At 70.1% G+C, this 12,491-nt stretch carries 11 protein-coding genes and 1 rRNA gene; 10 read left to right on the forward strand and 2 right to left on the reverse strand.

The window, feature by feature from the left end; translation table 11 throughout:
* The first annotated feature begins 42 nt into the window (after positions 1-42).
* From eccD to ACFYNX_RS05210, 6 genes are all read left to right on the forward strand, one after another.
* Positions 43-1,518, forward strand: coding sequence for a type VII secretion integral membrane protein EccD (gene eccD / locus ACFYNX_RS05185; RefSeq protein WP_388657752.1), 1,476 nt, complete (start codon positions 43-45; stop codon positions 1,516-1,518).
* 209 nt (positions 1,519-1,727) lie between these two features.
* Positions 1,728-2,018, forward strand: coding sequence for a 30S ribosomal protein S15 (rpsO, locus tag ACFYNX_RS05190; RefSeq protein WP_030693282.1), 291 nt, complete (start codon positions 1,728-1,730; stop codon positions 2,016-2,018).
* Between the two features lie 329 nt (positions 2,019-2,347).
* On the forward strand, positions 2,348-4,570 hold the full coding sequence (locus tag ACFYNX_RS05195; RefSeq protein WP_125661862.1) for a polyribonucleotide nucleotidyltransferase: 2,223 nt from the start codon (positions 2,348-2,350) through the stop codon (positions 4,568-4,570).
* Positions 4,567-5,946: a pitrilysin family protein gene (locus ACFYNX_RS05200; protein ID WP_125661865.1), complete on the forward strand. Its 1,380-nt coding sequence runs from the start codon at positions 4,567-4,569 to the stop codon at positions 5,944-5,946. The genes ACFYNX_RS05195 and ACFYNX_RS05200 overlap by 4 nt, the downstream gene beginning before the upstream one ends.
* Before the next feature lie 26 nt (positions 5,947-5,972).
* On the forward strand, positions 5,973-6,725 hold the full coding sequence (gene dapB / locus ACFYNX_RS05205) for a 4-hydroxy-tetrahydrodipicolinate reductase (RefSeq protein WP_365546181.1): 753 nt from the start codon (positions 5,973-5,975) through the stop codon (positions 6,723-6,725).
* A gap of 5 nt (positions 6,726-6,730) precedes the next feature.
* On the forward strand, positions 6,731-7,183 hold the full coding sequence (locus tag ACFYNX_RS05210; protein WP_125661871.1) for a hypothetical protein: 453 nt from the start codon (positions 6,731-6,733) through the stop codon (positions 7,181-7,183).
* Here ACFYNX_RS05210 and ACFYNX_RS05215 read toward each other — a convergent pair.
* Together ACFYNX_RS05215 and ACFYNX_RS05220 are read right to left on the reverse strand one after the other, a co-directional pair.
* A complete protein-coding gene (locus ACFYNX_RS05215; RefSeq protein WP_365546176.1) occupies positions 7,173-7,748 on the reverse strand; it encodes a hypothetical protein in 576 nt (191 codons plus the stop codon). The genes ACFYNX_RS05210 and ACFYNX_RS05215 overlap by 11 nt on opposite strands.
* A 54-nt stretch (positions 7,749-7,802) precedes the next feature.
* Positions 7,803-8,042 (reverse strand): hypothetical protein, encoded by a 240-nt coding sequence (locus tag ACFYNX_RS05220; protein ID WP_365546173.1) that lies wholly within the window; start codon positions 8,040-8,042, stop codon positions 7,803-7,805.
* 210 nt (positions 8,043-8,252) lie between these two features.
* On the opposite strand from ACFYNX_RS05220, the gene thyX reads away from it, so the two are divergent.
* The 4 genes from thyX to ACFYNX_RS05240 all read left to right on the forward strand — a co-directional run.
* The gene (gene thyX / locus ACFYNX_RS05225) at positions 8,253-8,993 is read left to right on the forward strand and encodes an FAD-dependent thymidylate synthase (RefSeq protein WP_125661882.1); all 741 of its coding nucleotides are present in this window, start codon (positions 8,253-8,255) and stop codon (positions 8,991-8,993) included.
* Between the two features lie 178 nt (positions 8,994-9,171).
* Positions 9,172-10,071, forward strand: coding sequence for a 4-hydroxy-tetrahydrodipicolinate synthase (dapA, locus tag ACFYNX_RS05230; RefSeq protein WP_365546168.1), 900 nt, complete (start codon positions 9,172-9,174; stop codon positions 10,069-10,071).
* A gap of 118 nt (positions 10,072-10,189) precedes the next feature.
* Entirely contained in the window at positions 10,190-11,875 is a 1,686-nt protein-coding gene (locus ACFYNX_RS05235) for a ribonuclease J (protein ID WP_388657760.1), read from the forward strand.
* A gap of 524 nt (positions 11,876-12,399) precedes the next feature.
* Positions 12,400-12,491 (forward strand): 16S ribosomal RNA (locus ACFYNX_RS05240); the annotation flags it as partial.

The following is a 12,491-nucleotide window of genomic DNA, read 5'->3' on the forward strand; positions in this document are numbered from 1 at the left end:
CGCGCGCATCGTGCGCAACCGCGAATCAGGGGGTCCACACACGTGAGTACGACCGCAGCGACCGGCTTCTGCCGCGTCACCGTCGTGGCGCCGGACAGCCGCATCGACGTCGCGCTCCCCGAGGACATCGCCGTCGCCGACGTCCACCCGGAGATCCTGCGGCTCACCGGCCAGACCCAGGCCGCGGGCACCCCCACCGGCTACCACCTGGTCCGCCGCGACGGATCCGTCCTGGACGGCGCCCGCACCCTGGCCGCCCAGCAGGTCCTCGACGGCGAGGTGCTCTCCCTGCGCCCCTTCGCCCAGTCCCTGCCGCCGGCCGTCTACGACGACGTCTCCGACGCCGTCGCCTCAGCCGTCACCCGCGACCGGCACCTGTGGAGCGACGACCTGCTGCGCGGCGCCGGACTCCTCGGCGGCGTGCTGCTCCTCGTCCTCATGGGCTTCGTCCTCTGGTACGCCGACCCGGTCCGCCACGACATGCACGGCCTCCCCGGCGTCGTCGCGGGCGCCGCGGGACTCCTCCTCACCGCCTTCGCCGGCGTCCGCGCCCGCGTCTACCGGGACCGGCCGACCGCCGTCGCCCTCGGCCTCGGCGCCCTGCCCCTGCTCCTCATAGCCGGCTCCGGCATCGTCGGCCCCGACGCCGGCCAGGGCCCCGGCCGCCTCCAGTTCCTGCTCGGCTGTGTCACCGTCCTCGTCGCCTCCGTCGCCCTCGTCGCGCTCACCCCCAGCGGGGACGCCCCCTTCGTCGCCGCCACCTTCCTCGCCGCCGTCGGCACCCTCGCCACCTTCGTCGCGATCCTCACCGAGTCGACCGCCACCGAGACCGCCGCCGTCTGCGCCCCCGTCGCCATCGGCCTCGTCGCCTTCCTGCCCGGCCTCTCCGCCCGCTTCGCCCGGCTCCCCATCGGCTACGCCGCCCCGCGCAGCGCCACCGACGACGAGTTCCCCGGCGACCCGCAGCAGTCCGGCGGGGAGGGCCGTCCCATCGACGGCGAGCGCATCGCGCTCCAGGCCCGCCGCGGCCACGAGATGCTCCTCGGCCTGGTCGGCGGCTGCGCGGCCGTCGTCGTCGGCTCCGCCGCCGTCCTCGGCTTCGCCGGAAACGTCTGGGGCCAGCTCCTCGCCCTCGCCTCCGGCCTCGCGATGCTGCTGCGCGCCCGCCTCTTCCGCTACACCTCCCAGGTCGCCTGCGTCCTGGTCGCCGGCATCGCCGCCATCGCGCTGCTCGTCCTCGGCCTCTCCCTGAACCCGCCGGCCGACCTGGTCAAGGACCTCCTGATGTACGGGGACCGCGGCGGCCTCGACATCCGCACGATCTGGCTCACCGCCGCCGTCGCCGGCGGGGCCGCGCTGATCACCGCGATCGGCCTGATCATCCCGAAGAAGGGGCTCTCGCCCTTCTGGGGCCGCCTCCTCGACCTGGCCGAGGGCTTCGTCCTGCTCTCCCTCGTCCCGCTCTGCCTCGCCGTCCTCGACGTCTTCACCACGGTCCGCTCCCTCACCAGCAAATAGGCACCGACGGGAAGGGGCGGGAAAAGGACCCCGGGGGCGCTCCGGCGAGCTGGTACGCTGTGTGACGGCCGTTTGTGTACGCGCTCCCGGAAGCCCTCGAAGCCTCTGGAAGCTGCGCCCATCGGACCTTCGCCCGTCGAGTCACGGAAGCTTCCCCTGAGACATGGACCAGGGGCACTCGCGGGCGCACGAACCAAGAGGAGATCCGCGTGGCTCTCGACGCCGCCGTCAAGAAGCAGATCATGGCCGAGTTCGGCACCAAGGAGGGCGACACCGGCTCCCCCGAGGTCCAGGTCGCGATGCTGTCCCGTCGCATCTCGGACCTGACCGAGCACCTCAAGCAGCACAAGCACGACCACCACTCCCGCCGTGGTCTGCTGATCCTGGTCGGCCAGCGCCGCCGCCTGCTGCAGTACCTGGCCAAGAAGGACATCCAGCGCTTCCGTGCGCTGGTCGACCGCCTCGGCATCCGCCGCGGTGCGGCCGGCGGCGCCAAGTAAGACGCCGTGAAGGGAGCGGTTCCCGGGACCAGGGGGCCGCTCCCTTTGCCGTACGTACGGCTCGTGCGTACGGCAGCGCAACGGCTCGTACACGCCGTCGTACGTGCGCGAAGTGCGCACGGACATTTAGTCTGGTAGCTACAACCCCATAACGACGAGCGAGAAGCCGCCGGCCAGCCGCCGGTCCTCGGTAGTGGCCCCCGGAACCGAAACCCCGGGTGCTTCGATCGAAGACCGGCCCGCCCTCCGAGCTTCTCCGCCGCCGTCGCACACCGTCCCCGGCCACACGGGCCCCGGACGCAAAGACGAACACGTAGGAGAACCCCATAGTGGAGAACGAGACCCACTACGCCGAGGCCGTCATCGACAACGGCACCTTCGGCACCCGCACCATCCGCTTCGAGACCGGCCGCCTCGCCAAGCAGGCCGCCGGCTCCGCCGTCGCCTACCTGGACGACGACACGATGGTCCTCTCGGCGACCACCGCTTCGAAGCGCCCCAAGGACCAGCTCGACTTCTTCCCCCTGACGGTGGACGTCGAGGAGCGGCAGTACGCGGCCGGCAAGATCCCCGGCTCCTTCTTCCGCCGGGAGGGCCGCCCCTCCGAGGACGCCGTCCTCACCTGTCGTCTGATCGACCGCCCGCTGCGCCCCTCCTTCAAGAAGGGCCTGCGCAACGAGATCCAGATCGTCGAGACGATCATGGCGCTCAACCCCGACCACCTGTACGACGTGGTCGCGATCAACGCCGCCTCCGCCTCCACGATCCTGGCGGGCCTGCCCTTCTCCGGCCCGATCGGCGCCACCCGCGTCGCCCTGATCAAGGGCCAGTGGGTCGCGTTCCCGACGCACACCGAGCTCGAGGACGCCGTCTTCGACATGGTCGTCGCCGGTCGCGTCCTGGAGGACGGCGACGTCGCGATCATGATGGTCGAGGCCGAGGCCACCGAGAAGACCGTCCAGCTCGTCAAGGACGGCGCCGAGGCGCCGACCGAGGAGGTCGTCGCCGCCGGTCTCGAGGCCGCGAAGCCCTTCATCAAGGTCCTCTGCAAGGCCCAGTCGGACCTCGCCGCCAAGGCCGCCAAGCCCACCGGCGAGTTCCCGGTCTTCCTCGACTACCAGGACGACGTCCTGGAGGCGCTCTCCTCCGCCGTCAAGGGCGAGCTCGCCCAGGCGCTCACCATCGCCGGCAAGCAGGAGCGCGAGGCCGAGCTCGACCGCATCAAGGAGCTCGCCGCCGAGAAGCTCCTCCCGGCCTTCGAGGGCCGCGAGAAGGAGATCTCGGGCGCCTACCGCGCGCTGACCAAGAAGCTGGTCCGCGAGCGCATCATCAAGGACAAGGTCCGCATCGACGGCCGCGGCATCACGGACATCCGTACGCTCGCCGCCGAGGTCGAGGCCATCCCGCGCGTGCACGGCTCGGCGCTGTTCGAGCGCGGCGAGACCCAGATCCTGGGCGTCACCACCCTCAACATGCTCCGCATGGAGCAGCAGCTCGACACCCTCTCCCCGGTGACGCGCAAGCGCTACATGCACAACTACAACTTCCCGCCGTACTCCGTCGGCGAGACCGGCCGCGTGGGCTCGCCCAAGCGCCGCGAGATCGGCCACGGCGCCCTCGCCGAGCGCGCCCTCGTGCCGGTCCTCCCGACCCGCGAGGAGTTCCCCTACGCGATCCGCCAGGTGTCCGAGGCCCTCGGCTCCAACGGCTCGACGTCGATGGGCTCGGTCTGCGCCTCCACCATGTCGCTGCTGAACGCCGGCGTGCCCCTCAAGGCCCCCGTCGCCGGCATCGCCATGGGCCTGATCTCCGAGGAGATCGAGGGCCAGACGCACTACGTCGCCCTCACCGACATCCTCGGTGCGGAGGACGCCTTCGGCGACATGGACTTCAAGGTCGCCGGCACGAAGGACTTCGTCACCGCCCTCCAGCTCGACACCAAGCTGGACGGCATCCCGGCCTCCGTCCTGGCCGCGGCCCTCAAGCAGGCCCGCGACGCCCGCCTCCACATCCTCGACGTGATGATGGAAGCGATCGACACGCCGGACGAGATGTCCCCCAACGCCCCGCGGATCATCACCGTCAAGATCCCCGTGGACAAGATCGGCGAGGTCATCGGCCCCAAGGGCAAGATGATCAACCAGATCCAGGAGGACACCGGCGCCGAGATCACGATCGAGGACGACGGCACCATCTACATCGGTGCCCAGCAGGGCTCGCAGGCCGAGGCCGCCCGCGCCACGATCAACGGCATCGCCAACCCGACCATGCCGGAGGTCGGCGAGCGCTACCTGGGTACGGTCGTCAAGACCACCACTTTCGGTGCCTTCGTCTCCCTCATGCCGGGCAAGGACGGCCTGCTGCACATCTCGCAGATCCGCAAGCTCGCCGGCGGCAAGCGCGTGGAGAACGTCGAGGACGTGCTCGCGATCGGCTCCAAGGTCCAGGTCGAGATCGCCGAGATCGACCAGCGCGGCAAGCTCTCCCTGGTCCCCGTGATCGCGGACGAGGACGGCGCCGCCGAGGGCGACAAGGACGACACCGCCAAGTGACGTCCCGTAGTTCCCGCGCGACGGCCCGCCCCTCTTCGGAGGGGCGGGCCGTCGCCCGTACCCAAACGCTTCTCCCGGGCAAGGACGGCGTCGGCACGGTCCGCCGCACGACCCTCCCCGGCGGCCTCCGCATCGTCACCGAGACCCTCCCCTCCGTGCGCTCCGCCACCTTCGGCATCTGGGCGCACGTCGGGTCCCGCGACGAGACGCCCGCCCTCAACGGCGCGACCCACTACCTGGAGCACCTCCTCTTCAAGGGCACCCGCAAGCGGTCCGCCCTCGACATCTCCGCCGCGATCGACGCGGTCGGCGGCGAGATGAACGCCTTCACGGCGAAGGAGTACACCTGCTACTACGCCCGGGTCCTCGACACCGACCTGCCGCTCGCGATCGACGTCGTCTGCGACATGCTCACCGGCTCGCTCGTCCTCGACGAGGACGTGGACGCCGAGCGCGGCGTCATCCTCGAGGAGATCGCGATGACCGAGGACGACCCCGGCGACGTCGTGCACGAGCTGTTCGCGCAGACGATGTTCGGCGACACCCCGCTCGGCCGCCCGGTCCTCGGCACCGTCGACACCGTCGAGGCGCTCACCCGGAACCAGATCGCCCGCTTCTACAAGAAGCACTACGACCCGACCCACCTGGTCGTCGCCGCCGCGGGCAACGTCGACCACGCCACGGTGGTGCGCCAGGTCCGCCGCGCCTTCGAGAAGGCCGGCGCCCTCGGGCACGCCGACGCCGTCCCCGTCGCCCCCCGCGACGGCCGCCGCACCCTGCGCGCGGCGGGCCGCGTCGAGCTCCTGAACCGCAAGACCGAGCAGGCCCACGTGGTCCTCGGCATGCCGGGCCTGGCCCGCACCGACGAGCGCCGCTGGGCCCTCGGCGTGCTGAACACCGCCCTCGGCGGCGGCATGTCCTCCCGCCTCTTCCAGGAGGTCCGCGAGAAGCGCGGCCTGGCCTACAGCGTGTACTCGTACACCTCGGGCTTCGCCGACTGCGGCCTCTTCGGGGTGTACGCGGGCTGCCGGCCCGGCCAGGTCCACGACGTCCTGAAGATCTGCCGGGACGAGCTCGCCAAGGTCGCCTCCGACGGCCTCACGGACGAGGAGATCCGCCGCGCCGTCGGCCAGCTCTCCGGCTCGACCGTGCTCGGCCTGGAGGACACCGGCGCGCTGATGAACCGCATCGGCAAGAGCGAGCTGTGCTGGGGCAGCCAGATGTCGGTCGACGACATGCTGACCCGGATCGCGGCCGTCACCCCGGACGAGGTCCGGGAGGTCGCCCGCGATGTACTGGAGCAGCGACCCTCGCTCGCGGTGATCGGCCCGCTGAAGGACAAGCAGGCCGACCGCCTCCGGCAAGCGGTCTCCTGACCCACGAGTCCCCCTAAGGAAGAGCAATGAGCAAGCTGCGCGTGGCGGTCCTCGGAGCCCGGGGCCGCATCGGCTCCGAAGCGGTCCGGGCCGTCGAGGCCGCCGAGGACATGGAACTGGTCGCGGCCCTCGGCCGCGGCGACGAGCTGTCGAAGCTCGTCGAGGCGGACGCCCAGGTCGTGGTCGAACTGACCACGCCCGACTCGGTGATGGAGAACCTCGAGTTCTGCCTGGGCCACGGCATCCACGCGGTCGTCGGCACCACCGGCTGGACCGAGGAGCGCCTCGCGCACCTGCGAACCTGGCTCGACGCCGCCCCGGGGACCGGCGTCCTCATCGCGCCGAACTTCTCCATCGGCGCGGTCCTCACCATGAAGTTCGCCCAGATCGCGGCCCCGTACTTCGAGTCGGTCGAGGTCGTCGAGCTGCACCACCCGAACAAGGTGGACGCCCCCTCGGGCACCGCCACCCGCACCGCCCAGCTCATCGCCGAGGCCCGGTCGAAGGCAGGCTGCGCCCCGCAGCCCGACGCCACGGCCACGGCCCTGGACGGCGCCCGCGGCGCCGACGTCGACGGCGTCCCGGTGCACGCCGTGCGCCTGCGCGGGCTCCTCGCCCACCAGGAGGTGCTGCTCGGCGGCGAGGGCGAGACCCTCACCGTCCGGCACGACTCCCTGCACCACTCCAGCTTCATGCCGGGCATCCTGCTCGGCGCCCGTCGCGTGACCGCCGCCCCCGGCCTCACCTTCGGCCTGGAGCACTTCCTGGACCTGGGCTGACGGCCGTGGGCGGAAAGATCACGTACGTCTTCCTCGCCACCGTGCTCGTGCTCGTCTTCGGCGTGGTGGCGATGGAGGGCGTCCTGCTGCTCCTCACGGGCGAACCGGCCGCCATGGGCATGGGCGCGGTGGCGTTCCTGCTGCCGCTGGTCGGCGGCTGGTTCCTCTGGAAGAACACCCGTTTCGCGCGCCGGGCGAACCGCCTCGCCGCCGAGCTGGAGGCGGAGGGCGGCCTGCCCGTTGACGAGCTGAAGCGCACGGCGGGCGGCCGGATCGACCGGGACTCGGCCGACGAGGTCTTCGCCCGGCGCAAGGCCGAGACGGAGGACTCGCCCGAGGACTGGCGCTGCTGGTTCCGGCTCGCGGTCGCCTATCACGACGCGCGCGACACCCCCAGGGCCCGCCGGGCGATGCAGCGGGCCATCGCGCTCCACGAGGGGCGTCCGGTCAGCGCGTAGCGGCGGCCGGGGCCGGAGCCGGGGCCGGGCCGTACTCGGCCTCCCAGGCCTCGACCGTGTCGGCCGCCCGGTCGAAGGCCTCGACCCGGGAGAGGAAGTCGGCGTTGTGGTCGGTGAGCAGCACGAGCTGCTCACCGCCCTGCCGGCCGAGCACCAGGGCCTGGCCCTGGACGGTACGGGGGAGTCCCAGCCAGCGCACCGGCTGCTGGACGGTCCGTACGGACGTCACCTTGGCCCACGGCACGGTGACGGTCGAGAGGAAGCCCACGCGCCGCACACCGGCCCGGCTCACCCAGGTGCCCATCCGCAGCATCCGCAGCGTGGCCACGATGACGAGCCCGGCGACGCCGAAGGTGACGGACGCGCCGCCGACGGAGCCCGCCGCGGCGATGATCACCGCGGCGAGGAGGACGAAGGAGGCGAGCAGCAGCGAAAGCGCCGCCGCCCCGACCCGCCAGGACCCCGGCCGGTACGGACGACGCCACTGGTCGTGGTCGTCGAACGGCAGGGCGACCTGGTCGTTCGCGTCAAAAGCACGGTCGGCCGTCAGAAAGGGCAGGGGCACGACAGATCCTCACTCACAAGCACGCTCGAAGGGGCGATGCCCGGTGAGGCTACCTCAGCGGTTGTCGGAGGCCTCGGACTGCTGCTGACGCGTGGCCGAGTCACCCGACTGGAGCGAGGGCATCCCGAGGACCAGCGACCCGACGAGGCCGGCCACGACGGTCAGCCCGAGCAGGGTGCGACCCACGAGCTGCGAGGCGCTGAGACGCTCCCGGGGCGGAGGAGTGACGTTACTGCGAAAACTTTCGGCCTCCGCCACGAACGCGAACGGTACGGGCTCTCGGCGGCGGAACATCAGGGCCACTCTCCTCGGGTGTCGTCGTGCTTCACCGGTACAGACGACGAAACCGGTCCTTTGGTGCCCGTTTTCGTCAAGGATTTCACCAAACCGGCCGAATGCAGTCCTCCGGTAGGACCTCCGGCAGGAGGGGGTCCGACCTACGGCGGATCTCCCCCCGGCCCCTCGTTAAAGTGGGCGGCTGCACCCCGACTGGAAGGACCGCTGGTGAGCGACAGCCCCACCGAGAACGTGAAGATCGACTTCCGGAGCGACGTCACCGTCGACCTGGTCAAGAGCGCGGCGGCCGACTCCGACGTCCTGTGGGCCGCCCGGGTCTCCACGGCGGGCGAGCAGTCCCTCGAAGAGCTCCAGAAGGACCCGGAGCGCTCGAAGGGCCTCATCAACTTCTTGATGCGGGACCGCCACGGCAGCCCGTTCGAGCACAACTCGATGACCTTCTTCATCAGCGCCCCGATCTTCGTGTTCCGCGAGTTCATGCGGCACCGCGTGGGCTGGTCGTACAACGAGGAGTCGGGCCGCTACAGGGAGCTCCAGCCGGTCTTCTACGTCCCCGACGCCTCCCGCAAGCTCGTCCAGGAGGGCCGCCCCGGCAAGTACGTCTTCGTCGAGGGCACCCGGGAGCAGCACGACCTGGTGAGCCGCACGATGGAGGACTCGTACCGGCAGGCGTACGAGACATACCAGGAGATGCTGGCCGCCGGCGTCGCCCGCGAGGTCGCCCGTTCGGTCCTCCCGGTCGGCCTCTTCTCCTCGATGTACGCCACCTGCAACGCGCGCTCGCTCATGCACTTCCTCGGCCTGCGCACCCAGCACGAGCTGGCCGCCGTCCCGTCCTTCCCGCAGCGGGAGATCGAGATGGTCGGCGAGAAGATGGAGGAGCACTGGGCCCGGCTGATGCCGCTGACCCATGCCGCCTTCAACAAGAACGGGCGCGTGGCCCCGTAGGGCACACATGTCCGACCCCGTCACGCGAAGTGTCCGTATTGCGACGTTTCACGAAGTTCATCTAGGCTGATCAAACGGACCCGGCGCTGTCTGAACCCCCGAGCAGGCAGCGCCGGGCTCCCCTTCTCCCGTCCCCCAGGGGGACACCCGGCGCTGAGCAGCGAGTAGCGTGTTACCCATGGCTCCGATCTCCACTCCGCAGACCCCCTTCGGGCGGGTCCTCACCGCCATGGTCACGCCCTTCACGGCGGACGGCGCACTCGACCTCGACGGCGCCCAGCGACTCGCCACCCACCTGGTGGACGCGGGCAACGACGGCCTCGTCATCAACGGCACCACCGGCGAGTCCCCCACCACCAGCGACGCGGAGAAATCGGAGCTGGTACGAGCCGTCCTGGAGGCGGTCGGCGACCGCGCCCACGTCGTCGCCGGCATCGGCACCAACGACACCCGCCACTCGATCGAGCTCGCCCGCACGGCCGAGCGCGACGGCGCCCACGGCCTCCTCGCCGTGACGCCCTACTACAACAAGCCCTCGCAGGAGGGCCTGTACCGGCACTTCTCGGCCATCGCCGACGCCACCGAGCTGCCGGTGATGCTCTACGACATCCCCGGCCGCAGCGGCGTCCCGATCGACACCGCGACGATCGTCCGCCTCGCCGAGCACCCGCGCGTCGTCGCCAACAAGGACGCCAAGGGCGACCTCGGCCGCGCGAGCTGGGCCATCGCCCGCTCCGGCCTCGCCTGGTACTCCGGCGACGACATGCTCAACCTGCCGCTGCTCTCCGTGGGCGCCTGCGGCTTCGTCTCCGTCGTGGGCCACGTCGTCACCCCCGAGCTCCGCGCCCTCCTCGACGCCCACCTGGGCGGCGAGGTGCAGAAGGCGACCGAGATCCACCAGAAGCTGCTCCCGGTCTACACCGGCATGTTCCGCACCCAGGGCGTCATGACCACCAAGGCCGCCCTCGCCCTCCAGGGCCTCCCCGCCGGTCCCCTCCGGCTGCCGCTCGTGGAACTCTCCCCGGAGGAGACGGAGCAGCTCAAGGTCGACCTGGCCGCCGGCGGGGTAGAACTCTGACAACGGACTTCACAACTGAACAAGGTCTCGACAACTGAACACCCACAACAGCAAGTGCACGATTGTCATGCGCGCCACGTGCCAGGGGGTACGTGGCGCGCGTGGTGAGGAGAGTCTTTTGAGTCATCCGCATCCCGAACTCGGCGCCCCGCCGAAGCTGCCCGAGGGCGCCCTGCGCGTCATCCCGCTCGGCGGCCTCGGCGAGATCGGCCGCAACATGACGGTCTTCGAATTCGACGGCCGCCTGCTCATCGTCGACTGCGGCGTCCTCTTCCCGGAGGAGGAGCAGCCCGGCATCGACCTGATCCTCCCGGACTTCACCATCATCCGGGACCGCCTCGACGACATCGAGGGCATCGTGCTCACGCACGGCCACGAGGACCACATCGGTGCCGTCCCCTACCTGCTCCGGCTCAAGCCGGACATCCCGCTGATCGGCTCCAAGCTGACCCTCGCCCTGATCGAGGCCAAGCTCCAGGAGCACCGCATCCGCTCCTACACCCTCGAGGTGAAGGAGGGCGACCGGGAGGTCCTGGGCGCGTTCGACTGCGAGTTCATCGCGGTCAACCACTCCATCCCGGACGCGCTCGCGGTCGCGGTCCGCACCCCCGCGGGCATGGTCGTCGCCACCGGCGACTTCAAGATGGACCAGCTCCCGCTGGACGGTCGCCTCACCGACCTCCACACGTTCGCCCGGCTCAGCGAGGAGGGCATCGACCTCCTCCTCTCCGACTCGACGAACGCCGAGGTCCCGGGCTTCGTCCCGCCGGAGCGGGACATCTCGAACGTCCTGCGCAACGTCTTCGCGAACGCCCCGAAGCGCATCATCGTGGCCAGCTTCGCCAGTCACGTGCACCGCATCCAGCAGATCCTCGACGCCGCCCACGAGTACGGGCGCCGGGTCGCCTTCGTCGGCCGCTCGATGGTCCGCAACATGGGCATCGCCCGCGACCTGGGCTACCTCCGCGTCCCGGCCGGTCTCGTCGTGGACGTGAAGACCCTCGACGACCTGCCGGACGACGAGGTCGTGCTCGTCTGTACGGGTTCCCAGGGCGAGCCGATGGCGGCCCTGTCCCGCATGGCCAACCGCGACCACCAGATCCGGATCGTCCCCGGCGACACCGTGATCCTGGCGTCCTCGCTGATCCCGGGCAACGAGAACGCGGTCTACCGCGTGATCAACGGCCTGACCCGCTGGGGCGCGAACGTCGTCCACAAGGGCAACGCCAAGGTGCACGTCTCGGGCCACGCCTCGGCCGGCGAGCTGCTGTACTTCTACAACATCTGCCGGCCGAAGAACCTCATGCCGGTCCACGGAGAATGGCGCCACCTGCGCGCCAACGCCGAACTCGGCGCGATGACGGGCATCCCCAAGGACCACATCGTCATCGCCGAGGACGGCGTCGTCGTCGACCTGGTCGACGGCCGTGCCCGGATCACCGGCAAGGTCCAGGCGGGTTACGTGTACGTCGACGGCCTCTCGGTCGGCGACGTCACCGAGACCTCCCTCAAGGACCGCCGGATCCTCGGCGAGGAGGGCATCATCTCGGTCTTCGTCGTGGTCGACTCGTCGACGGGCAAGATCGTGGGCGGCCCCCACGTCCACGCCCGCGGCTCCGGCATCGAGGACTCCGCCTTCGACGCGGTGCTCCCGAAGATCGACCAGGCCCTGAACAAGTCGTTCCAGGACGGCGTCGTCGAGCCGCACCAGCTCCAGCAGCTCATCCGCCGTTCCGTCGGCAAGTGGGTCTCCGACACCTACCGCCGGCGCCCGATGATCCTCCCGGTCGTCGTGGAGGTCTGACCAGCACGACAGCCTGACCAGCACAGCAGTGGAGCGGGGCGCCTCGATTTGCATCGGGGCGCCCCGCTCCAGTACGTTTACGGCTCCGCCAGAACGGGAAGCCCCGGCGCCGACGTGCGCTCGGAAGGCCAAACGGGAGGCGGGAAATCCGACTCAGAACTTCTGATAAAGTCGGAAACGCCGAAAGGCCCCCGGAGTGAAAACAAAAGGGACCGGAAAGCACCGAGGAAATCGGATCGGAAAGATCTGATAGAGTCGGAAACGCAAGACCGAAGGGAAAAGCCCGGAGGAAAGCCCGAGAGGGTGAGTACGAAGGAAGCGTCCGTTCCTTGAGAACTCAACAGCGTGCCAAAAATCAACGCCAGATTAGTTGATACCCCGTCCATCTCCGGATGGTCGAGGTTCCTTTGAAAAAGTCCACCCTCCGGGGTGGCACACACAGCGAGGACGCTGTGGACGGCGGGTCCTATTCCGACCTGTCCGTCCCGCTCAACGCGAGTGTCTCACCCGATTACGGGTACACATTCACGGAGAGTTTGATCCTGGCTCAGGACGAACGCTGGCGGCGTGCTTAACACATGCAAGTCGAACGATGAAGCCCTTCGGGGTGGATTAG

This window comes from Streptomyces sp. NPDC007872, from assembly GCF_042868165.1.
Lineage (GTDB): Bacteria > Actinomycetota > Actinomycetes > Streptomycetales > Streptomycetaceae > Streptomyces.